Annotated in this window: 21 protein-coding genes and 1 riboswitch; of the genes, 13 read left to right on the top strand and 8 right to left on the bottom strand. The window is 68.1% G+C overall.

Annotation, left to right across the window (positions count from 1 at the left end; genetic code table 11):
• Positions 1–109 precede the first annotated feature (109 nt).
• Both ctaC and DTA22_RS13710 read left to right on the top strand, forming a co-directional pair.
• Positions 110–1,177 (top strand): aa3-type cytochrome oxidase subunit II, encoded by a 1,068-nt coding sequence (gene ctaC / locus DTA22_RS13715; protein ID WP_037226596.1) that lies wholly within the window; start codon positions 110–112, stop codon positions 1,175–1,177.
• A 41-nt stretch (positions 1,178–1,218) separates the two neighbouring features.
• Positions 1,219–1,635, top strand: coding sequence for a cytochrome c oxidase subunit 4 (locus DTA22_RS13710; protein WP_005573189.1), 417 nt, complete (start codon positions 1,219–1,221; stop codon positions 1,633–1,635).
• Between the two features lie 75 nt (positions 1,636–1,710).
• Here the strand turns inward: DTA22_RS13710 and DTA22_RS13705 are convergent, their stop codons facing one another.
• On the bottom strand, positions 1,711–2,313 hold the full coding sequence (locus DTA22_RS13705) for a TetR/AcrR family transcriptional regulator (RefSeq protein ID WP_112299749.1): 603 nt from the start codon (positions 2,311–2,313) through the stop codon (positions 1,711–1,713).
• Between the two features lie 70 nt (positions 2,314–2,383).
• Here DTA22_RS13705 and DTA22_RS13700 point away from each other — a divergent pair, with 70 nt between their 5' ends.
• Complete coding sequence (locus DTA22_RS13700; RefSeq protein ID WP_112299748.1) at positions 2,384–3,334, top strand: DMT family transporter; 951 nt, start codon at positions 2,384–2,386, stop codon at positions 3,332–3,334.
• Between the two features lie 2 nt (positions 3,335–3,336).
• Here the strand turns inward: DTA22_RS13700 and qcrB are convergent, their stop codons facing one another.
• The 4 genes from qcrB to ctaE form a co-directional block, all read right to left on the bottom strand.
• Complete coding sequence (gene qcrB, locus DTA22_RS13695; RefSeq protein ID WP_052032835.1) at positions 3,337–4,986, bottom strand: cytochrome bc1 complex cytochrome b subunit; 1,650 nt, start codon at positions 4,984–4,986, stop codon at positions 3,337–3,339.
• 29 nt (positions 4,987–5,015) lie between these two features.
• Entirely contained in the window at positions 5,016–6,158 is a 1,143-nt protein-coding gene (gene qcrA, locus DTA22_RS13690) for a cytochrome bc1 complex Rieske iron-sulfur subunit (RefSeq protein ID WP_009473777.1), read from the bottom strand.
• Positions 6,155–7,006 carry a cytochrome bc1 complex diheme cytochrome c subunit gene (gene qcrC / locus DTA22_RS13685; protein WP_112299747.1) on the bottom strand — a complete coding sequence of 284 codons (852 nt, stop codon included), beginning with the start codon at positions 7,004–7,006 and terminating at the stop codon, positions 6,155–6,157. The genes qcrA and qcrC overlap by 4 nt, the downstream gene beginning before the upstream one ends.
• A 64-nt stretch (positions 7,007–7,070) precedes the next feature.
• A complete protein-coding gene (gene ctaE / locus DTA22_RS13680; RefSeq protein ID WP_037226604.1) occupies positions 7,071–7,682 on the bottom strand; it encodes an aa3-type cytochrome oxidase subunit III in 612 nt (203 codons plus the stop codon).
• Positions 7,683–7,808: 126 nt separating this feature from the next.
• On the opposite strand from ctaE, the gene DTA22_RS13675 reads away from it, so the two are divergent.
• On the top strand, positions 7,809–8,279 hold the full coding sequence (locus DTA22_RS13675; protein ID WP_112299746.1) for a hypothetical protein: 471 nt from the start codon (positions 7,809–7,811) through the stop codon (positions 8,277–8,279).
• 43 nt (positions 8,280–8,322) lie between these two features.
• Positions 8,323–9,411 (top strand): anthranilate phosphoribosyltransferase, encoded by a 1,089-nt coding sequence (gene trpD / locus DTA22_RS13670; protein ID WP_112299745.1) that lies wholly within the window; start codon positions 8,323–8,325, stop codon positions 9,409–9,411.
• Between the two features lie 9 nt (positions 9,412–9,420).
• On the opposite strand, the gene DTA22_RS13665 is transcribed toward trpD, so the two are convergent.
• Both DTA22_RS13665 and DTA22_RS13660 read right to left on the bottom strand, forming a co-directional pair.
• On the bottom strand, positions 9,421–9,696 hold the full coding sequence (locus DTA22_RS13665; protein WP_005247708.1) for an Lrp/AsnC family transcriptional regulator: 276 nt from the start codon (positions 9,694–9,696) through the stop codon (positions 9,421–9,423).
• Positions 9,693–11,459, bottom strand: coding sequence for a DEDD exonuclease domain-containing protein (locus DTA22_RS13660; RefSeq protein ID WP_112299744.1), 1,767 nt, complete (start codon positions 11,457–11,459; stop codon positions 9,693–9,695). The genes DTA22_RS13665 and DTA22_RS13660 overlap by 4 nt, the downstream gene beginning before the upstream one ends.
• Before the next feature lie 457 nt (positions 11,460–11,916).
• A riboswitch (cyclic di-AMP (ydaO/yuaA leader) is annotated at positions 11,917–12,081 on the top strand.
• 14 nt (positions 12,082–12,095) lie between these two features.
• Here DTA22_RS13660 and DTA22_RS13655 point away from each other — a divergent pair.
• From DTA22_RS13655 to DTA22_RS13640, 4 genes are all read left to right on the top strand, one after another.
• Positions 12,096–12,641, top strand: coding sequence for an NlpC/P60 family protein (locus DTA22_RS13655; RefSeq protein ID WP_037226609.1), 546 nt, complete (start codon positions 12,096–12,098; stop codon positions 12,639–12,641).
• Positions 12,642–13,021: 380 nt separating this feature from the next.
• Positions 13,022–14,074, top strand: coding sequence for a C40 family peptidase (locus DTA22_RS13650; RefSeq protein WP_112299743.1), 1,053 nt, complete (start codon positions 13,022–13,024; stop codon positions 14,072–14,074).
• A 49-nt stretch (positions 14,075–14,123) separates the two neighbouring features.
• The gene (locus DTA22_RS13645; RefSeq protein ID WP_112299742.1) at positions 14,124–15,485 is read left to right on the top strand and encodes a peptidase MA family metallohydrolase; all 1,362 of its coding nucleotides are present in this window, start codon (positions 14,124–14,126) and stop codon (positions 15,483–15,485) included.
• Between the two features lie 43 nt (positions 15,486–15,528).
• Positions 15,529–16,656, top strand: coding sequence for a glycosyltransferase family 4 protein (locus tag DTA22_RS13640; RefSeq protein ID WP_112299763.1), 1,128 nt, complete (start codon positions 15,529–15,531; stop codon positions 16,654–16,656).
• Between the two features lie 58 nt (positions 16,657–16,714).
• On the opposite strand, the gene DTA22_RS13635 is transcribed toward DTA22_RS13640, so the two are convergent.
• A complete protein-coding gene (locus DTA22_RS13635) occupies positions 16,715–18,526 on the bottom strand; it encodes an AMP-dependent synthetase/ligase (RefSeq protein WP_112299741.1) in 1,812 nt (603 codons plus the stop codon).
• A 168-nt stretch (positions 18,527–18,694) separates the two neighbouring features.
• On the opposite strand from DTA22_RS13635, the gene DTA22_RS13630 reads away from it, so the two are divergent.
• The 4 genes from DTA22_RS13630 (at position 18,695) to DTA22_RS13615 (ending at position 21,286) form a co-directional block, all read left to right on the top strand.
• A complete protein-coding gene (locus tag DTA22_RS13630; protein WP_037226693.1) occupies positions 18,695–19,069 on the top strand; it encodes a polyketide cyclase / dehydrase and lipid transport in 375 nt (124 codons plus the stop codon).
• Positions 19,070–19,221: 152 nt separating this feature from the next.
• Entirely contained in the window at positions 19,222–19,659 is a 438-nt protein-coding gene (locus tag DTA22_RS13625) for an SRPBCC family protein (protein ID WP_005247694.1), read from the top strand.
• Positions 19,656–20,897: an ArsA family ATPase gene (locus DTA22_RS13620; RefSeq protein WP_112299740.1), complete on the top strand. Its 1,242-nt coding sequence runs from the start codon at positions 19,656–19,658 to the stop codon at positions 20,895–20,897. Before DTA22_RS13625 ends, DTA22_RS13620 begins: the two co-directional genes overlap by 4 nt.
• A complete protein-coding gene (locus DTA22_RS13615; RefSeq protein WP_112299762.1) occupies positions 20,894–21,286 on the top strand; it encodes a hypothetical protein in 393 nt (130 codons plus the stop codon). The genes DTA22_RS13620 and DTA22_RS13615 overlap by 4 nt, the downstream gene beginning before the upstream one ends.
• Positions 21,287–21,325 lie beyond the last annotated feature (39 nt).

Below are 21,325 nucleotides of genomic sequence, written 5' to 3'. Positions count from 1 at the left end.
TCGTCGCCCGACCCGAGGATGGAGAGCCGCCACCTTTGGTCTACGCTGCGTAGTAATTGGGCCTTCCCATCGGGTGTGCCCTAGTGGAATTTGCGGCGATCAGGAAGGCGTGAACGTGGCGCAAGGTCGGATCCTTCGGCGGGCAGGGTTGGCAGTATCTTTGGGCGTTGCTGCCTTGCTGCTGTCGGGTTGTTCAATCGACAACGAGGTGCTTCGTTTCGGGTGGCCTTCGGGCGTAACCCCGCAGGCGCACCGCATGCGTGAACTGTGGACCTGGTCGGTCATCGCCGCCCTCGTCATGGGTGTGCTGGTGTGGGGACTCACCTTCTGGGCGGTGATCTTCCACCGTAAGAAGAAGGACTCACCCGAGTTCCCGCGGCAGACGGCATACAACGTGCCGCTCGAGCTGGCGTACACCGCGGTTCCGTTCGTCATTATCGCCGTGCTGTTCTACTTCACGGTGATCGTGCAGAACCATGTCCTCGAGAAGGAGGACAACCCCAACGTGGTGGTGGATGTCACTGCGTACCAGTGGAACTGGAAGTTCGGCTACCGCTCCATCGACCTCGGCGAGGGTGGCGGCAAGTACGACGGCGTCGATCAGGAAGCGCAGGCTGCGGTCGAGTCCGCACCCGCATCCGAGGCGGAGGCCGAGGGTGAGCACGCCCAGCCCGGACCGATCCACGGCAAGACCCCGCAGGACCTGTCCTACCTGCACTACGACAAGATCGAGACGATCGGCTCGAGCAACGAGATCCCGATCCTCGTCCTGCCGACCGGCAAGCGGATCCAGTTCGAGCTGGCCTCCGCCGATGTCATCCACGCCTTCTGGGTGCCGGAGTTCCTGTTCAAGCGCGACGTGAACCCGAACCCGAAGGAGAACCACTCCGACAACGTCTTCCAGATCAGTGAGATCGAGAAGGAAGGTGCCTTCGTCGGGCGCTGCGCCGAGATGTGCGGCACGTTCCACGCGATGATGAACTTCGAGGTTCGCGCCGTGAGCCCCGACAAGTTCGCGCAGTACATCGAGCTGCGTAAGCCGGCGAGCGAGGGCGGCCGGGATCTGACCACGGCGGAGGCTCTGCAGGCCATCGGCGAGTCCCCGGTTGCGACGTCGACGTCTCCCTTCACCACCGATCGCGGCTACAAGCAGGCGAGCGGTGTCGAAGGTAACTGAACCTGCTGCTGATACCTCACTGACCAAGGACAAGTGCTGATATGAAGATCGAAGCCAAGCTCTTCGAGATCCTGACGGTATTCTTCATTCTCGTCGCGATCGTCTACGGCGTCTTCACCGCCGTTTCACGAACCGGTATCGAGTGGGCGGGTCTGACGGGCATCTGCCTGTCGGCGGGACTGACGCTGATCATCGGAACGTACTTCCGGTTCGTCGCCCGTCGCCTCGACACCCGTCCCGAGGACTACGAGGACGCGGAGATCGCCGATGGCGCAGGCGACCTGGGCTTCTTCAGCCCCGGTAGCTACTGGCCGATCCTGCTCGCCGCTTCTGCTGCCTTCGTCGCAGTCGCGATGGCGTTCTTCCAGCCGTGGATGATCGTGGTCGCCGTGATTGCTGTGCTCGCGGCCGCTGCAGGCCTCGTCTTCGAGTACTACGTCGGGCCCGAGAAGCACTAGTTCCACCCACAGTTCGTGCAGCGGAGGCGCCGAATCCCACCGGGATTCGGCGCCTCCGCTTTGTCGTCGTCCGCCCTAGCCGACCGGGCCCGCTGCCGCGGCGAGGAGTGCCACTGCCTGAGCGGACGCGAGTCGCACCGCCTCGGGGAACACGTGCAATCCGTGCGAGACCAGGGCCCCTTCGTGGAGCAGCATGATCGTGCGCGCGAGTGTCTCCGGATCGCGCACCGACGCGTCCCGGCACACGCCGGTGAACAGACCGAGCATCCACCGCTTCTGGCCGATGATGACGGCGTACGCCGGATGTGACGGGTCGCTGATCTCCGCGTGCGCGTTGACCATGCTGCACCCCTTCGCACTGTTCTCCGCGGTCCACTCGTGGGACGCGTCGAAGATCGCCGTGAGGCGCCGGCGGGCGGAGTCGCCCGCGGACTCGAGGTGGCCTGTGAGAAACGCCCGCCACCGCTCGTCCCGGTCGGCGAGGTACTCGACCACGATCTGTTCCTTCGAGCCGAAACGGTCGTAGAGCGTCTTCTTCGTGACGCCGGCCTCGGCGGCGATGAGATCCACGCCGACCGCGTGAATTCCCCGCTCGTAGAAGAGGCGACCGGCCGCGTCCAGTGCTCGCCTCGCTCCCGGGGTCAGCGGGACGCGTCGCGGTGTCGGCACAGAATCCATGACAAAAGTATACAGATCGGTATAGGTTGGGGGAGGTATACCGATCTGTTTACTTGGGTGGTGGTCAGTCGTGAATGTGCTTCTCGCCGTGATGTTCGTCCTGTGCTGGAGCTCCGGCTTCATCGGGGCCAAACTCGGCGCCGGGGACGCGGACCCTCTGACGGTACTGACCTGGCGGTTCCTGCCACTCGCCGTCGCACTCGCCCTGGGAACCGCGCTGTTCGGACGCGCACGGTGGCGGGGGCTCGGGTCCCGTGCGTTCGGTCGTCAGGTGACGATCGGTGCGCTGTCGCAGACCGGATATCTGCTGACCGTCTACCAGGCGATCGGACTCGGCGTCTCGACCGGTACCACCGCGCTGATCGACGGCACCCAGCCCCTGGTCGTCGCCGTACTGGCCGGCCCCCTGCTGGGTCAGTACGTCGCACGCCGGCAGTGGTGGGGATTGCTGCTGGGACTGGTGGGGGTCATGATCGTCACCGCAGGCGACGCCACCTCTGCGTCCGGCGTGCCGTGGTGGGCGTACCTCGTGCCGTTCGCCGGGATGCTGTCGCTGGTGGCCGCGACCTTCGTGGAGAGTCGCTCCCCGACCGACACCGACCCCGTCGTGTCCATGACCGTGCACTGCGCGACCAGCGCCGTGCTCTTCACCGCCCTCGCCGCGTGCGCCGGACAGGTGTCGCCGCCGCCGACGGCGTCGTTCTGGTGGTCTGTGGCATGGCTGATCGCGCTGTCCACGTTCGGCGGCTACGGCCTGTACTGGCTCGTGCTGCGCCGGAGCGGGGTCACCCGGGTCAATGCCCTGATGTTCCTGATGGCACCGGTGACGGCGATCTGGGGGGCCGTGATGTTCGGCGAGCCGTTCGGAATCCTCACCGCGCTCGGTCTTCTCCTGGGACTCGGGGCGGTCGTGCTCGTGTTCCGCGCACAGCCGCGGGGGAGGGGAGCGGGCACGGTGCCCACAGACGAGCAGAGCCCCGAACCGGAAGTGGTTCGGGGCTCTGCTCGGTTGCGGAGGTGAGGCTAGTGGGCCTCGCCGTTGCCGGACGATCCGTTGCCGGAAGCCGACGAACCGTTGCCGTGGGCGCGGTCCTGGTACTCCCGCAGCATCGTGAGCTGCTCGTGCTCGCCGTGGTGCAGGGCGTGCTCGAGAGCCAGGCTCTCCTCGACCGGGTCGGCCGTGACGAGGCTGCCGGAACCGGGCTTGCCGGCGGAACCGAGCTTGTTCATCTTCTTCGGGACGGTCGCACCCTGGTACTCGAGCGGGATCGGGTGACCGTGGTCGTCGACCGGGCCGAGCGGCTGGTGGATCTCGATGTACTGACCGTTCGGCATCCGCTTGATGATGCCGGTCTCGATGCCGTGCTCGAGGACCTCACGGTCGCTGCGCTGGAGACCCAGGCAGAACCGGTAGGCCACGAAGAACGCGATCGGAGGCAGCAACACCATGCCGATGCGGCCGATCCACGTCATCGCGTTCAGCGAGATGCTCAGGTGGTACGCGATGATGTCGTTGATGCAGGAGATCGTCAGGACGGCGTAGAACGCGATCGCCATCGCACCGATCGCGGTACGCACCGGAACGTCACGCGGACGCTGCAGCAGGTTGTGGTGAGCGTCGTCCTTGGTCAGACGCTTCTCGATCCACGGGTAGGCGATCAGCACCGTGAACACCAGACCCATGATCAACGCGACAGCGAACACCGACGGAATGGTGTAGCGGTCGAACAGGTAGATGTCCCATGCCGGCCACAGACGGGCCAGGCCGTCCGTCCACATCATGTAGATGTCGGGCTGCGAACCTGCCGACACCTGCGACGGGTTGTAGGGGCCGATGGTCCAGACCGGGTTGATCTGCAGCACGCCACCCATCACGGCGAGAACACCGAACGTGATCGCGAAGAACGCACCCGACTTGACGGCGAACACCGGGAGGATGCGCACACCCACGACGTTGTTCTCGGTGCGGCCGGGGCCGGGGAACTGCGTGTGCTTCTGGTACCAGACGAGCGCGAGGTGACCGGCGATCAGGGCGAGGATGATGCCCGGGAACAGCAGGACGTGCGCGACGTACAGGCGGGGGATGATCAGGTCGCCGGGGAAGTCGCCGCCGAAGATCAGCCAGTGCATCCAGGTGCCTGCGATCGGGATGCTCAGCGTGATGCCGGAGAACGCGGCGCGCAGGCCCGTGCCGGACAGCAGGTCGTCCGGGATGGTGTAGCCGAAGAATCCCTCGAACATCGCCAGGATCAGCAGCAGGCAGCCGATGACCCAGTTGGCCTCACGCGGACGCCGGAACGCGCCGGTGAAGAAGATGCGCATCAGGTGCACGACGATCGACGCCGCGAACATCAGCGCAGCCCAGTGGTGGATCTGACGGACGAACAGGCCGCCGCGGACCTCGAACGAGATGTTCAGCGTGGTCTCGTACGCGCGGGACATCGTGACGCCGCGCAGGGGCTCGTACGCACCGTTGTAGACGACGTGCGCCATCGACGGGTCGAAGAACAGGGTCAGGTAGACACCGGAGATCAGCAGAATGATGAAGCTGTACAGCGCGATCTCGCCGAGCAGGAACGACCAGTGGGTGGGGAAGACCTTGTTGATCTGCCGCCGCATTCCCGCTGCGAGGTGGTAGCGCGAGTCCATCGCTTCGGCCTGGCCGGTGGCCATCGCACTCAGTTTGGACGGTTTGTTGTCGGTCACGGTCGACGCTCCCAAAATGCCGGGCCGAGAGCTTCGATGTAGTCACCCGTTGTGACTAGGAAACCCTCTTCGTTCACTGTAATAGGCAACTGCGGAAGTGCACGAGCGGCCGGACCGAAAATCGGCTTTCCGTAGGTCAGCGCATCGAACTGCGACTGGTGGCACGGGCAGAGGATTCGGTTGGTCTGCTGTTCGTACAGGGAGGTGGGGCAGCCGAGGTGGGTGCAGATCTTCGAGAAGGCGAAGTAGTCGCCGTAGTTGAAGCTCTCCTGGCCCTTGCGCTTGGTGACCCGTGCCGTGTCCTCCGTGCGGAGGCGGATGAGCATGGTCGCGTTGCGGATGCCGCGCAGCGCCTCGAGCAGCGCGTCGTGATCGCCGCGGTCGGACTCACGGAACGGGAACACCGTTTCCATGGCGCCGGCGTCCAGGTCTTCCGGGCGAACGAGGACGACATCCTCGGGGCGACCGGTGTCGCGGCGCAGGTAGATGGTTTCGCCCTCGTAGCGGGGGGTCCATCCCGAGACCCACAGCGGGGAGTCGTCGCGCTTGGCCCACGGGTTCTTGATCAGACCGCCGAGGGGCATGACGGACATGATGCCGAGGGCACCGCCGCCGAAGATGAGGGTGCGCTTGAGGAGCTTGCGGCGTCCCAGCGTCGACGTGTCGAACGAGTCGCCGAGTTCCGCGACGATCGTCTTGCGATCGACCTCGGACGATCCACCGTCGTGGCGGTCCTGGATGGACACCTCTTCGGGGATGAACTTCTTGGTGAACTGCACCGCTCCGACACCGAGGCCGAGGATGGCCAGACCCATGGTGAGGCCGATCAGCGGCGTGTACAGGCTGTAGGCCGAGTAGTGCTCCTCGCCGGCGCCTGCGTACTCCCAGGGCCAGAAGAGGTAGATCGCGATGAACGCGATCGCCGAGATGCCGGAGAGCGCGAACCAGAAGGCGACCGACCGCTCGGCGCGCTTCTCGGCCTTCGTTCCCGGAACCGCCCAGCGGTTGCGGCGGAACGCGACATCGACGTGGTCGAGGTTGGTGCCGAGCTCGACGAGTTCGTCGCGGCTCAGGTTCTCGAGTTCTGCATCCGTGTACTTCTTTGGCGTGGCGCCGCCCGGCTGGCCAGCGTCGCTCATGACCTTGCTCCGATCCACAGTGCTGCACCGACGACAGCGATGATTCCGATGACCCACATGGCCAAGCCCTCGGAGGCGGGACCGATGCCGCCGAGTCCGTAGCCGCCGGGCTGCTTCGTCTCGCCCGACGACTTGATGTAGGCGATGATGTCCTTCTTCTCCTCGAGGGTCAGCTGACGGTCCGAGAACTTGGGCATGTTCTGCGGGCCGGTGACCATCGCGGCGTAGATCTGCTGCTCACTGGCCGGGTCGAGGACCGGCGCGTACTTACCGGACGAGAGCGCACCGCCGCGCCCGGTGAAGTTGTGGCAGGACGCGCAGTTGAGGCGGAACAGCTCGCTGCCGCGTCCGATGTCGCCGCCGCGCAGCGACGACTGGGCGATCTCGCCGTTCTCGTCACGAATGACCGTGGGGCCGCCGCCGTTGGCCTGGACGTACGCGCCGATGGCGTCCGTCTGCTCGGCGTCGAACTTGACGGGCTTGCGCTCGACCTGGGCCTCGTTGCGCGAGGCGGGCATGCGTCCCGACGACACCTGGAAGTACACGGCTGCCTCGCCGACACCGATCAGGCTGGGGCCGCGGTCCTGCACACCCTGCAGGTTCGCGCCGTGGCACGTGATGCACGAGGTGTCGTACAACTGCTTGCCCTCGCGGATCAGTGCTGCCTGATCATCGGTGGCGGTGGCCACCTGCGGGGTCGGCGTCAACGCGGACGCGAGGAAACCGGCGCTGACCAGTCCCATCATCAGGACCATGGCGCCCGTGACGCGCCTGCGGAGCTTCCGCTGGCGGCGTGCCTTGGCGGCAGACGCGGTGGTATCGGATGCGGGAGGGGGGGATGAACTCATCTGTATCCCTTTGGTATGTCGGGACGGACTGGACGTCAGGGGGCTGCCTGGGGCGTTCAGCTGATCAACGGATGAAATAGATCGTGGCAAACAGGCCGATCCACACGATGTCGACGAAGTGCCAGTAGTACGAGACGACGATGGCGGCGGTGGCCTGGGCGGGCGTGAACTTGCTGACCTTGGTGCGCGCGATCAGGAAGACGAACGCGATGAGGCCGCCGATCACGTGCATACCGTGGAAGCCGGTGGTCATGTAGAAGACCGAGCCGTACACGCTGCTCGAGATGGTCGTGCCTTCTTCGACCAGGTGGATGTACTCGTATCCCTGTCCGAGGACGAAGAACGTGCCCATCGCCAGTGTCAGGAGGTACCACCGGCGGAGGCCGAAGACGTCGCCGCGCTCGGCCGCGAACACACCCATCTGGCAGGTGAACGACGAGGCGATCAGCACCAGGGTCACCGGTACGGCGAGGAACAGATTCAGCTCGGTCGGCTCCGGCGGCCAGTTCCCATTCGCCTGTGCTCGCGCCACGAAGTACATGGCGAAGAGCCCTGCGAAGAACATGAGCTCACTTGACAACCACACGATGGTGCCAACGCTGACCATGTTAGGTCGGTTCAGCGAGTGCACGCGTTGGGTGATTGCTGATCCTGAAGTCCCTACTGCGCTCGTCACAGACAGAAGTATGACGCTTCGTCGTAAGAGGCGACTACCCGGGTCCACCCTCGGCGCGTCGACGCGCCCCGCTTGTCCGATTCTCCCTGCTGACAGCCTGGTGGCGGACCGTGAAAGGGTGGAGTCATGCGCTCTCGTGACAACAGTACGGGGTGGCTGCGGAGGCTGTTCGGCAGTCGGCAACCGGCCCCTCTCGATCAGGATCGGCCCGACCTCGTGGTCGTCGCCTCGAGCTTCGACGACGTGGAGGCGTGCTCGACCGCGCTCGACCGCGCCGCCGCCGAGGATCCGCGGTGGGATGCCGGCGCGGAAGCGGTGCTGCGGCACCATCTGCGGCTGCCCGCGTCGTCGGTGGCCGACGCCGTGTCGATCGCCGCCCAGGACGGCTACCGACCACAGGAACCGGACGGGCAGGCGTCCCCGGCCGAGGACGGTGCGACGGTGGGACTCGTGCTGCAGCGGGTCCAGATCCTCGATGCGCTGCACTGTTCTCAGGAACGGTCGAGAATGGCCGGGCTGGCGCAGCGGCTCGGCGGCTCGGTCGACGGCTGGGACGCGACGCAACCGGCGCGCGAGTCCGATCCGCCCGGTGACTAGGCTGCCAGGACCGGATCCGCCACTAGTGCAAGGGGACACGACGATGCAGAGCCCGACTGCTCAGGGGACGAACGACGGTGTGCGGCCGGCACGCACGTGGCCGTCGGTCCTCGGCACGCTCACCGACGGACGTGACCTGTCGGTGGACGAGGCGAAATGGGCGATGGACGAGATCATGTCCGACAACGCCACGTCCGCGCAGATCGCGGCGTTCGGTGTCGCCCTGAAGATGAAGGGCGAGACACCGGAGGAGTTGCGCGGACTGGCGGACTCGATGCTCGGGCACGCGCGCAAGGTCCCCGTCGACGACGACGTCGTCGACATCGTCGGAACCGGTGGTGACCGATCCAACACCGTGAACATCTCCACGATGGCGTCACTCGTGGTCGCGGCGTCCGGCATCCGCGTCGTCAAGCACGGCAACCGGGCGGCGTCGTCCAAGAGCGGTGGGGCGGACGTTCTCGAGGCCCTCGGGGTGAAGATCAACCTCGGTCCCGACGAGGTGGCGCGCTGTGTCCGGGAGGTCGGCATCGGCTTCTGCTTCGCGCCGGTGTTCCATCCCGCCCTGCGGTTCGCGGGCGCGCCGCGCAAGGAGATCGGCATCCCGACCGTCTTCAACGTGCTCGGACCACTCACCAACCCGGCGCGTCCGCGGGCCGGCCTCATCGGCTGCGCGTTCCCGGGCCTGATCTCGGTGGTGGCCGGCGTGCTCGCGCAGCGCGGCAACTCGGCGCTGGTGGTGCGGGGTGACGACGGCCTGGACGAGTTGACGACGTCGACCACGTCGACCGTGCACATCGTGGCGGACGGGGCGGTGACCACCCGTCAACTCGACCCCCGGGACATCGGGATCGCGCGGGTGTCGCTCGACGAACTGCGCGGCGGCGATGCCGACGTGAACGCGGCGGTGGCGCGGCGACTCCTCGCCGGTGAGACCGGACCCGTCCGCGACGCGGTCCTCCTCAACGCCGCGGCGGCGATCGCGGCGTTCCGGGGGCTCGGCGGCCGCACGCTCGAAGACGCACTGTCGGACGGACTCTCGACGGCGGCACAGTCCATCGACAGTGGAGCGGCCGCGACGCTGCTCGCGCGGTGGGCCGAACTCACGTCGGGTCTGGCCACCAGCAAATAGCAGGCGGGGCTATTCGCCGATCGAGAAGCCGGCTTCGACGTCGGCGCTGGAGTAGGACTGGAACGCGATGTGCGTCGCCGTCCGGGAGACCCCGTCCACCTTGTTGATTCCCTCGGTGACGACCTCCGCGATCTTCGCGTGGTCCCGGACCCGCACGATTGCGATCAGGTCGACGTCGCCTGCGCAGGAGTAGACCTTGTCGACGCCCTCGATGTCGGCGACGGCCTGAGCGGTCTCCGGGATGCGGTGGGCTTCGGCGTGGATCAGGACGATGGCGTTGATCATGATCGCCAGCCTAAGCGGTGGTCGGCGGAAGTCGGCGCGGGTGGTCGGGTCTCGGCGTCCCGTGTCGACGTGCTCCCCGCTCGCGCGAGTGCGCACCACTCGGACCAGGATCCGGCGCCCCGGGCGGGCTCGCACCAGCCCGAGGAAGCGCTGACGATGCGGGTGTCCTCCTGGTCGAGCCAGCGCGCCAGCAACCCGGCCTCCTCGGGGGAGGCACCGCGAAGCGGAGTTGCGTCGGGAACGACGGTTTCGGCGGTGAGGACGAGCGCATCGACCACCGGCATCGGGTGGATCCCGCGCCGCGCGCAGCCGGCCGACGCGAGGCGCCCGGAACGGATCACCGCGAACTCCCAGCCGCCGGTCGCGGCCGGGCGAGCGGCGACGAGCTGATCGAGGGCGGTGAGGGCAGCCAGGCGCTGCATCCTCCGCAACGCGAGCACGACCTCCGCGGTGCGATCACGCAGGCGTGCGGCATTCTCGAACAGCTCGCCGGCGGCCAGCTCCTCCACCCGTGCGCGCATGCGGTGCAGCGGAGAGTCGTCCAGGCCGCGCAGGAACTGCCGGAAGAGTTCCGGCCCGGGACGGTAGGCGTCCTCCGTGACGCGGTCGTGGACGGACGCCGGGCAGCGTCCGAGCTCGCGGGGCGGGCAGTGCGGACCGTGCTCCCTTCCCTTCGGGATGCGGCTCGTGCAGGTGCGGAGAATGCAGTACTCGGCGAGGACGTCGGCGACGTCGACTGCGGTCGAGCGGGACCGGAACGGACCGAGCGAGTCGGCGGTCGGGGTCCGCACCACCGACAGCCGGGGGAAGGCCTCCGCGGTGAGCGTGATCCACCAACCGCGTTTCGGGTACTTGGATCTCCGGTTGTACGGCGGCGTGTGCGCCGCGAGCAGCCGGAGCTCGCGCACACCGGCCTCGAGCGCGTGCGCGCACTCGACGTGGTCGATCCGGGTGGTCAGGGCCACCATCTCCTTCATCCGGCCACGCGTCTCGGAGCCGGTGAAGTAGTTGCGCACCCGACGGCGCAGATCGGTCGCCGTGCCGACGTAGAGGACCTCGTCGGACGGTCCGCGGAACAGGTAGACGCCGGGAGCATGCGGGAGGTGGCCGGCGAGCGAGCGTTTCGCCCGCTGGTGCGAGGAGACGTCGGGCAGGTAGTCGACCAGCTCGGTGAGACTGTGCACTCCCTGATTGCCGACCCTCGCGATGAGGGCGTGCAGGACGTCGACGGTGGCGCGGGCGTCGTCGAGTGCCCGGTGCGTCGGAGTGGTCCCGACGTCGAACAGCCGGGCCAGCGACGACAGTTTGACGGACGGCGCCTCGTCGCGGCTGAGGACGCGCCGGGCCAGTTTGACGGTGCAGAGCACGGTGAACTTGGGCCAGGGGGTGTCGGTGGCGGACGCCGCGGCCTTGAGGAAGCCGGTGTCGAACGGGGCGTTGTGGGCGACGAGCACCGCCCCGCGCGCGAACTCCAGGAACGCCGGCAGCACTCGCTCGATCCGCGGGGCGTCGATCACCATGGCGGTGGTGATGCCGGTGATCTCCACGATGTGCGGGGGGATGGATCGTCCCGGGTCGACGAGGGTGGCCATTTCGGCGATCACCTCGCCGCCGCGGATCTTCACGGCGCCGATCTCGGTGATGGCGTCCTCGCCCGGTCGCGCGCCGGTGGTCTCGAGATCGACCACCACGAACGTGGTGTCCCGCAGTGGGGTGTCGAGCTCGTCGAATCTCAGCTGTTCGGGTACACCGGGGACACTCACGGCTCAGAGCGTATGGACGGGCACCGACAGACCCGCCCGGAGAGCCCGGAGAGACGAGGATCACACTGCCCGTCTCGGGCGGCGGTCGCGGGCGGTGCGAGGGGCGGGCGCGCGACCACGATCGAGGGGTCTGCGTGGGGCGGGGGCCGGTGTCGGCGGGTCCGGCGCGTGTCGCGGGTTCGATCCGCGGCACCCCCGTTGAACAGCGGGAACGCGGCGCGGGACGAAACCGGGGAGTGGGCAGGCTTCGCGAAATGCCCACTCCCGCTGTCGAAAAGCGATCGAAAACAAACCGCCTGTTATCCAGTCGTTACCGAATGTGGGTATCGCGCGCCCGCAAAGCCGGAATCGGCCCAAACGGACACTTTCCGCGTGTTCCGGTCGACATCTGGGTATTCCATTTCGTAACCTTCCTGAGACCTAGCGGAGTCTCGCAGCCCCAATACCGGGGCAGCATCGCTAGTCACCGCCTAATCGGCCACTCGCGAGAGCGGTCGTACCGGGAACCCAAGTTTCTACTGGGGTGAATCCCGCCGGGACGTCCTCACGCACCGGTGGGTAGGGCTGATCTTCCCAGCCCGAACCCGTCAGCTAACTCGGTCGGCGGATGAATGGAAGAAACGGAGTACCCCTTTCGTGGCGTCACAAGTTTCCAAGCGGAATGTGCGACGGGCAGTCGTCGCCGGCGCGCTCGCAGTCGGAGCGCTCACCGCTACCGCGGCCCCCGCGGCCGCAGATCCCGTCACCATCCCCGGAGTCGGAACCTTCGAGATCCCGGGTGTCGTCATCCCGCAGATCCCCGGTGTCCCGAACCTGCCCGCGCCCCCGGCGCCGGCCAATACCGCGGGTGACAAGGCCGTTCAGGCCGCCCAGACCAAGCTCGGCTCGCCGTACGTCTACGGCGCCGCAGGCCCCAACTCGTTCGACTGCTCCGGTCTGGTGCAGTGGGCGTTCAAGCAGGCCGGACTGAACCTGCCGCGCACCAGCTACGCGCAGGCGGCGGCAGGCACTCCCGTCTCGCAGTCCGATCTCCGCCCCGGCGACGTGGTCTCCTTCTACGGCGGATCGCACTCGGGCATCTACGCCGGCAACGGCAACGTGATCCACGCCTCCACCGAGGGGCAGCCCGTCAAGTTGGCGCCCATCGCGTCCATGCCTTTCGACGGCGCACGCCGCTACTGATCCACACGCGAGGCGACGCATCCACCGAGTCGAGGGCGGGGATGCACGGGGTAGCTTCGTAGGATCTCGCACGACCACCGAGGGTGGGTTCGAATCACGATTCGAACCCATCCTCGATGTCGTTGCGCCCCAGGCAGACAGCGTGTCGTTCACCCGTCGGGTGGTCCCCGCCACCCCGTTCGTGACATGGGTGGACACAAACGTATGCCATTCCGTAACCTATCCGAGACCTTGCGAAGTCTTGTCGCGCCAACCGGGCGGCAACGCGGGTCACCACCTCTTCGGCACTCCACGGTCGCCTCGGCCGAGGAAATCCCTGAGCCGCGCATCGGACAACCGACCCGGCTGGTGGAGATCGACGATCGGAGAACTGCATTTCCGTGGCCTCACACAAGATGAAGCGCTCCCTGGGCAGCGTGCTGACAGCCGGCGTGCTGTCGGTGGCGCTCGTGTCGCTGCCCGCGATCCAGGCGGGTGCAGACCCGGTCACCACCAACCCGACCGATGCCCTGACGAAGCTCGGTGACCTGTCCCGGCAGTCCGAGCAGACGTCCGAGGCACTCCACAACGCGCAGATCGACCTCGAGGCCAAACAGTCGGCGCAACGCGACGCCGACGCCACACTCGCGGCCGACCAGGGTGTGCTGGACGCCGCCAACGCGCGCGTCGCCGTCTTCCAGCCCGTGGTGAACAAACTCGCCACCGCCAACTACCAGGGCGCACGGACCAATCGCCTCTTCGCCGTCATGGTGAGCGATTCACCGCAGCAACTGCTGGACCAGATGTCCGCTCTGGACGCCATCTCCAACGACACCCGCAACCAGGTCGCGCAATTCCAGTCGGCCACGTCGGAAGCCACGAAGGCGGCCGAGGCGTCGAAGGAGTCGGCGGATGCCGCGCGGTCCGCGACCGAGCAGGCCAAAGCGGTGAGCGACGATCTGCAACGCAAGCAGAGTGACCTGCAGGCGCAGATCGCCGACGTGATCAAGGCCTTCGGAGATCTCACCGGCGCCGAACGCGACCAACTCGCGGGGACGCCCTTCCCGCCCGGCTTCGACCCGAACACGATCCTCGCGCATCTCACCCCCGGTTCGGGCACCAGCGCGCTGCAGGCAGGCATGACCCGCATCGGTGACCCGTACGTGTGGGGCGCCACCGGTCCGGACGAGTTCGACTGCTCGGGACTCGTCGTGTGGGCGTACAAGCAGATCGGCAAGACGCTGCCGAGGTCCAGTCAGGCGCAGGCCAGCGGCGGCACCCCGGTGTCCCGCGACGCCCTGCAGCCCGGCGACGTCGTCCTCTTCTACAACGACGCGTCCCACGTGGGCCTCTACGCCGGAAACGGCAACATTCTCCACGCCTCGACGTTCGGTGTTCCGGTGAAGATCGAGTCGATGGCGAAGTTCCCCTTCTACGGGGCCCGCCGCTACTGACGGCGACCGTCCGGCAGCGGCGCCGGGGCGTGCTCATACACTCACCGGCGTGCCCGCTTCAGACCCGTCTCCCGCAACGGATCCGACCTCGCGCCGTCAGGCGCGCCCGTGGGAGCTGGCCGCACTGGCCGGACTCGTCCTCGCCGTGGTCGTCGTACTCGCACTGACCGGGTTCTCACGGACCGGGCGGGGCGCCGACGGAGCCGTCGGCACCGCGCACGCCGACACCGAGGCGCGTGCGGCAGCCGTCCAGACGCTCCTCGACACCTGGGCGTCGGCCGTGCGGACGAACGACGCGGCCCGGCTGTCCGGTCTGATGGATCAGGCTGCGGCCCCGGGATTCCTGGCCGCCGAGACGCGGCGGGCGGGCAACGTTGCCGGGGTGGAGTTCTCGGACTGGGGCTACGAGATCGCCGAGGGCGCCGAGACGGCGGTGCCGTCGAGTCTCGTCGACGCGCTCGGGGCCGACGAGGTGTGGGCGCCCGCCGTGCAACTCCGCTACGCGATCGCGGACGAGAGTCCCACCCGCAAACCGGTGGCTCTCGTCGTCGCCCGGCGCGGTGACCGCTGGGCACTGGTCAGCGACAGCGCCACCGTGGACGGCGAGCGGCGGACCTGGCGCGGACCGTGGGATTTCGGACCCGTCGTGTCGCGACGCGTCGATACCGGCGACGGGCGGACGTCGGTAGTGCTCGGACATCCCGAGAACGCCGCCATGGTCGACCGGCTGGCGGACGAACTCCCCGCCGCCGTCGTCAACGCCACCCAGTTGTGGGGTTCGAACTGGGCGGGCCGCGCGCTCGTGTGGGTCGCGGGATCGCAGGACGAGTTCACGGCGCTCGTCGGCCCCAATCACGACGGACGCGACATCGCCGCCGTCGCCATCTCGGACGCCGTCGACCCGGACGCCGCCACGGTCACGGGCCAGCGGATCGTGTTCAGCCCGGCGTCGGCGGACCGGCTGACCGAGGTCACCCGGCGGGCGATCCTGCGGCACGAGCTGATCCACGTGGCGGCGCGCGCGGAGACGGTGGACCGTTCGCCGATGTGGGTGCTGGAGGGTTACGCGGAGTACGCCGCCTACCGGGGTACCGGCGAGGCCGAACGGCAGATCGCGCCTGCGCTGACCGCGCAGGTGGGGGCCGAGGGTCCGCCGACCGAGTTCCCCGAGGACACCGACTTCTCCGGCTACGGCGAACGCGGCTCGGTCGCCTACGAGACGGCGTGGTCGATCAACGCCTTCGTCGCCGAGCAGTACGGCGAATCGAGGCTGACAGCGCTGTACCGGACGCTGGCCGTGGGCGAGGCAGACCCGGAGACGGTCGACGGACGGCTGTCCGACGTCCTCGGCGTCGACGCCGACCAGTTCCGCGACCGCTGGACCGACTGGGTGGGCGCCCACCTGGGGTGACCCTGGGTCGGTTGCCGTGCGGTCCACCGCCTACGGTGATCACATGCGCCGAACCCTGTTGGTGACGAACGATTTTCCGCCGCGACCCGGCGGAATTCAGTCGTACCTGCACACCTTCGCCAAGCACCTGCCCGCCGACGACCTGGTCGTCTACGCCCCGCGTTGGCGCGGCGACTCGCACATCAAGTTCGATGCGCGGCAACCGTTTCAGGTCGTCCGGCACCCCACCACCTTGATGGTGCCCACACCGTTCGTCGCCCGACGTGCCGCCACGCTGCTCGCCGAACACGACTGCACGGGCGTCTGGTTCGGCGCAGCCGCCCCGCTCGCGCTGCTGAGTGCGACGGTGCGCCGCGCCGGGGCGGAACGGGTGGTCGCGAGTACCCACGGGCACGAGGTCGGCTGGTCGATGCTCCCTGCCGCCCGCCAGGCCCTCGGACGGATCGGCGACCGGACCGACGTCGTCACGTATGTCAGCCGGTACACGAGGGGCCGCTTCGCGTCCGCGTTCGGCGCGAGTGCCGCGCTCGAACACCTGCCGCCCGGAGTCGACACCGACCTGTTCACCCCGGACAGCGGCGCGAGGGCCGAGCTGCGGTCCCGCTACGGGCTGGGGGAGCGGCCGACGGTCCTGTGCCTGTCACGTCTCGTGCCGCGCAAGGGCCAGGACATCCTCATCAAGGCGCTCCCGGGCATCCGAGAGCACATCGACGGGGCCGTGCTCGTGATCGTCGGCGGCGGTCCGTACGAGGACCGTCTGCGCTCGCTCGCGCGCTCGGTGGGGGTGGAGGACCACGTCGTGTTCACGGGCACGGTGCCGTCCGCGGAGCTGGCGGCGCACCACACGATCGCCGACGTGTTCGCGATGCCCTGCCGGACGAGGGGTGCGGGACTGGACGTCGAGGGTCTCGGCATCGTCTTCCTCGAGGCGTCGGCGACCGGTGTGCCGGTCGTCGCCGGACAGTCCGGTGGCGCTCCGGAAACGGTGCGGCAGAACGAGACCGGGATGGTCGTGGACGGCACGTCGGTGGCCGAAGTGGCGCGTTCGGTGATTTCGGTGCTGTCGGATCGTGACCGCGCGGCCGCGATGGGTGCGGCCGGCCGCGAATGGGTCAAGGCGGAGTGGCGGTGGGACGTGCTCGCCGCCAAGCTCCAGGCACTGCTTGCGTGACCACCCGTGAGTACTTCTCAACCGCGGGCGGTTGAGAAGTACTCACGGGCCGAAGGCATTACTTCGCGTAGATGGCGGCGATGTCGTCGGCGAAGCTGTCGTGCACCACGTTGCGCTTGAGCTTCATCGTCGGCGTGAGCTCGCCGGTCTCCTCGGTGAAGTCGACGGGCAGGACCCGGAACTTCTTGATGGCCTCCGCGTGCGACACGAGCTTGTTGGCCTCGGCGACGGCCTCGTCGATCTCGGCCGTCAGGTCGGCGTCGGTGAGCAGGTCCTTGACCGTGGTGCCTGCGGGCTTGCCGTTGCGCTCGTTCCATGCGGGCAGTGCGTCGGCGTCGATGGTGATGAGCGCGCCGATGAACGGTTGCTGGTCTCCGACGACGATGGCCTGGCTGATCAGCGGGTGCGCACGCAGGTGATCCTCGAGCTGGGCGGGGGAGACGTTCTTGCCGCCCGCTGTGACGATGATCTCCTTCTTGCGGCCGGTGATGGTGATGTACCCGTCCTGATCGACCGATCCGAGGTCGCCGGTGTGGAACCAGCCGTTCTCGATCGCGTCGGCGGTCGCGTTCTCGTTGCGCCAGTAGCCGCCGAAGACGACCGGCCCCGACAGCAGGATCTCGCCGTCGTCGGCGATGCGAACGGAATTGCCCGCCAACGGCTTGCCGACCGAGCCGACCTTCTGCTCGCCGATCGTGTTGACCGCGAACGCGGCGGACGTCTCGGTGAGGCCGTAGCCCTCGTAGATGGTGATGCCGATGCCGCGGAAGAAGTGGCCGAGGCGGGCGCCGAGGGGGGCGCCGCCCGAGATCGCCAGCTGGCACTTGCCGCCGAGCGCGGCCCGCAGCTTCGAGAACACCAGCTTGTCGAACAGCGCGTGCTTGGCCTTGAGGACGAGCCCCGGCCCGCCCTTGTCCTGAGCCTCGCTCCAGACGATGGCGGTCTCGGCGGCGGCGTCGAAGATCTTGCCCTTGCCCTCGCCGTGCGCCTTGGCGCGGGCGCTGTTGTACACCTTCTCGAACACCCGCGGCACGGACAGGATGAAGTCGGGGCGGAACTCGCCGAACGTGGGGACGAGGTTCGGGATGTCGCTGGTGTGTCCGAGTGCGGCGCCGGCGTCGAACGACGCGACGCTGACGGCGCGCGCCAGGACGTGCGCCATCGGCAGGAACATGAGGGTGCTGACGCCGGGGGTCTTCAACAGGGTGCCGAGGCTGGAATCGAGGATGCCCTTGGACTCGGCGATGAGGTTGGAATGGGTGAGCTGGCAGCCCTTGGGCCTGCCGGTGGTGCCGGAGGTGTAGATGAGGGTGGCCGGATCGCTCGACTTCAGCGCGGCGACGCGCGCCCGGACTTCGGAGTCGGGCACGTCGGCACCCAGTTCGGTGAGTTCCTCGACGACGCCACGGCCGCCGTCGGACGCCTCGATCTGGTAGACGCCGCGGAGCGCGGTCGCCTCGGCGGCCACGGCCTTCACGGTGGCCGCGTGCGTCGCGTTCTCGACGACGAGATCGATTGCGGCGGAGTCCTCGAGGATCCAGCGGACCTGCTCGGCGGAGGACGTTTCGTAGATCGGGACGGTGACGCCGCCCGCCGCCCAGATCGCGAAGTCGACGAGGGGCCACTCGTAACGGGTGGCCGACATCAGTGCCACCCGGTCGCCCTGCTGGACGCCGAGAGCGATGAGACCCTTGGCGACCGCGGTGACCTGAGCGGCGAACTCGGCGGCCGTGACGTCGGTCCAGCGTCCGCCGATCTTGCGCTTGTACACGACCAGCGTCGGGTCGGCCGCGGCGTGGGCGAACACCGAGTCGACCGCGGACGCGTCCTCCGCGATCGTGAACGACTGTGGCGCGCTGAACTCGGGCACAAAAACCTCCGACACTGAAGATACTGACGAGTAGGATTGTCTTCCCAACTTTAGACCTTCGCCGGCCCGGTCTGCTTCCAGGCCGAAGAAGGGTGGTCAGAGCTTTGTTCACGAGGTGCGGCGGAACCCCGCGGCCACCGCCGACCGCGGTGTGTGAAGCTAGTCGCCGTGAGCAGCATTCAGGTCGCAGACCAGACGTTCATCGCGGCCCCGCCGCAGCAGGTCGCGGCGGCGATCGCCCCGCCCGCCCGCTGGCGTCGGTGGTGGCCGGATCTCACCCTCGCGGTCCGCGAGGACAGGGCCGAGAAGGGCATCCGGTGGACGGTGGCCGGGCCCCTCACCGGAACGATGGAAGTGTGGCTCGAGCCGGTGCTGGACGGAGCGATCGTCCACTACTTCCTCCACGCCGAACCGGCCCGCAGCGAGACCGCTCCGGATCTGGCCGCGCTGAACCGTCGCAGGCGCGTCGAGGGAAAGGTGATGTCCTTCGAGGTGAAGAAGGAACTCGAGGCGGGTCGCGCTGCGGGAGAACCGCCGTCCTGAGGGAGATTCGCCCGCCGCGGCGGGGTCGGCATTGTGTCAGGGCGCCGAGATCGTGTGTGATAGTCGGGCACAACACAGACATACGAAACCGGTAACGGCGTGGCCCCGCGTTCGACGAGCGGGTCGGCCAGGCGAAAGGAAGCGTTCACTCCATGCCCGAGAGGACCAAGAGGTCGATCAGTATCGAGGCGCCGCCCGCCCGGGTGATGGATGTGATCGCCGACTTCGACGCGTACCCAGCGTGGGTGGCCGCCGCGAAGTCCGTCGAGGTCATGGAACCCGGACAGGGCGGCCGGGCCGACCGGGTGCGGTTCGTGCTCGACGCGGGCATGGTCAAGGACACGTACGTACTCCGCTACGACTGGGCGCCCGACGGCAAATCCGTCAGCTGGGAGCTCGAGTCCGGTGAGATACAGAAGTCGCAGTTCGGTTCGTACGTGCTCGAGGACGAGCCGGGCGGCGGCACCACCGTCACCTACGAGCTCACCGTCGACCTGACCATTCCGATGATCGGCCTGTTCAAGCGCAAGGCGGAGAAGGCGATCACCGACACCGCGCTCAAGGAACTCAAGAAACGGGTGGAAGGCTGAGCAGCGAGGGCAGTGCCGGACCTGCGCGGGTCCAGTTCTTCGTAGGGAAGGGGGGCGTCGGCAAGACGACGCTCGCGGCTGCGACGGCGCAGGCGGCCGCAGAGGCGGGCAGCCGGACTCTCCTCGTCTCGCTCGACCAGGCGCACTCCCTTGCCGACGTGATCGGGATCGCCGCCGCCCGGGACCTCGTGTCCGTGACCGACAGGCTCGACGTCCTCGAACTCGACACCCTCACGTTGCTCGAGGACAGATTCCGGGGTCTGACAGCGGTTCTCGCGGCCGCCGGAACACACGATCACGGCGCCCAGTTGTCCGCGCTCGAACCGGAGGAGCTGACCGGGCTCCCCGGCGTGCAGGACGTGCTCGGGTTGCGGGAGATCGTCCGGTTCGCCACCGAGGGCGACTACGACGCCGTCGTGGTCGACTGCCCGCCCACCGCGGACTGTCTGCGGACGCTCGCCGCGCCTGCGATGGCTCTCGAGTACATCGAGCGGGTGTGGCCGCAGCACCGCCGCATCGTCGCGCTCCTGGGGTCCGATCCCCGCCTCGTCATGCTGGTGTCGCTGATCGAACAGGTCGTCGCCGCGGTCGGCGAGGTCCGGGAGATGCTCGCGAACCGGGCGAAAACCACTGTGCGACTGGTGACGACACCGGAGCGGGTGGTGCTGACGGAGACCCGGCGCACCGTGGCGGTGGCCGCGCTGTCCGGCCTGCGCGTCGATGCAATCCTCGTGAACAACCTTCTGCCGCACTTCGATTCGCCGGCAGGACACGACGATCCCGGTGTGGCATGGTTGATCAGACGGCGAGCCCTGCAGCAGCGGGTGCTCGCCGAGCTGACCGCCTCCGCGGGTACCACGGTGATCCTCTCGGTGACCCGGTCGGTGACGGAGCCGGTAGGGTGGGCCGATCTCGGCGGTATCGCCCGGGAGTTGTATGCCGACGACACGGACGCGGTTGCGGTGTTGGGGAAGAATCCACCTGCGGTGCGGGTGGGGCTGGAATCGGGGGCCGGTGTGGATTCTGTGTACACGATGCGGATGTATCTGCCGCTCGTGAACCCGTCGACCCTCACGTTGGGTCGAGTGGAGGACGACTTGGTTGTGGGAGCTGAAGGGGTGCGCCGCCGGGTACGCCTCGCCTCGGTCCTGCGCCGGTGCGTCGTCGCGGGCGCAGAACTCGACGGAAGTGATCTGGTCGTGCGCTTCACGCCCGACCCGCAGGTGTGGCCGGTATGACCGACGACCACGCGCAGCTGGTGGCGGAGCTGCGGGCGCTCGCCGAGACCGCCCTGGACCGTCTCGAGCCGATTCTCCAGCGCGCGGCGGCGCCGCACGCCCAGGCGGACGCCGAGGGAACGCCGCCCGGAACCGGACAGTGGTCGGGATGCACGTGGTGCCCGGTGTGCGCACTCGCGGCTCTGATCCGTGGTGAGCAGCACGATCTCGTGACCCTGCTCGCCGGCCAGGCGTCCGTGTTGATCGCGGTGCTGCGGCAGGTCCTCGACGAGCACGCCGTTCACGACACCCCGGGCCCCGACGCTCCGGAACCCGGCCCCGGCGGTGGACCGTCCGAACCCGAAGGCGGCTCTGCGTTCGAGCCGATCTCGGTCACCATCAAGCATTGAGCGTGCCTCGCGCGCGCGGGATCGCCGGACTCCTGCACG

The sequence above is a fragment of the Rhodococcus wratislaviensis genome, from assembly GCF_900455735.1.
GTDB classification, from domain to species: Bacteria; Actinomycetota; Actinomycetes; order Mycobacteriales; family Mycobacteriaceae; genus Rhodococcus_F; species Rhodococcus_F wratislaviensis.
This window is presented reverse-complemented; position numbering and strand designations above follow the sequence as displayed.

Coding starts and splice junctions, on each gene's coding strand:
- DTA22_RS13615 (WP_112299762.1), top strand. CDS start 20,894: ATGACCGACGACCACGCGCAGCTGGTGGCGGAGCTGCGGGCGCTCGCC.
- qcrB (WP_052032835.1), bottom strand. CDS start 4,986: ATGGCCACCGGCCAGGCCGAAGCGATGGACTCGCGCTACCACCTCGCA.
- trpD (WP_112299745.1), top strand. CDS start 8,323: ATGCAGAGCCCGACTGCTCAGGGGACGAACGACGGTGTGCGGCCGGCA.
- DTA22_RS13710 (WP_005573189.1), top strand. CDS start 1,219: ATGAAGATCGAAGCCAAGCTCTTCGAGATCCTGACGGTATTCTTCATT.
- DTA22_RS13705 (WP_112299749.1), bottom strand. CDS start 2,313: ATGGATTCTGTGCCGACACCGCGACGCGTCCCGCTGACCCCGGGAGCG.
- DTA22_RS13675 (WP_112299746.1), top strand. CDS start 7,809: ATGCGCTCTCGTGACAACAGTACGGGGTGGCTGCGGAGGCTGTTCGGC.
- qcrC (WP_112299747.1), bottom strand. CDS start 7,006: ATGAGTTCATCCCCCCCTCCCGCATCCGATACCACCGCGTCTGCCGCC.
- DTA22_RS13665 (WP_005247708.1), bottom strand. CDS start 9,696: ATGATCAACGCCATCGTCCTGATCCACGCCGAAGCCCACCGCATCCCG.
- DTA22_RS13640 (WP_112299763.1), top strand. CDS start 15,529: ATGCGCCGAACCCTGTTGGTGACGAACGATTTTCCGCCGCGACCCGGC.
- qcrA (WP_009473777.1), bottom strand. CDS start 6,158: ATGAGCGACGCTGGCCAGCCGGGCGGCGCCACGCCAAAGAAGTACACG.
- DTA22_RS13625 (WP_005247694.1), top strand. CDS start 19,222: ATGCCCGAGAGGACCAAGAGGTCGATCAGTATCGAGGCGCCGCCCGCC.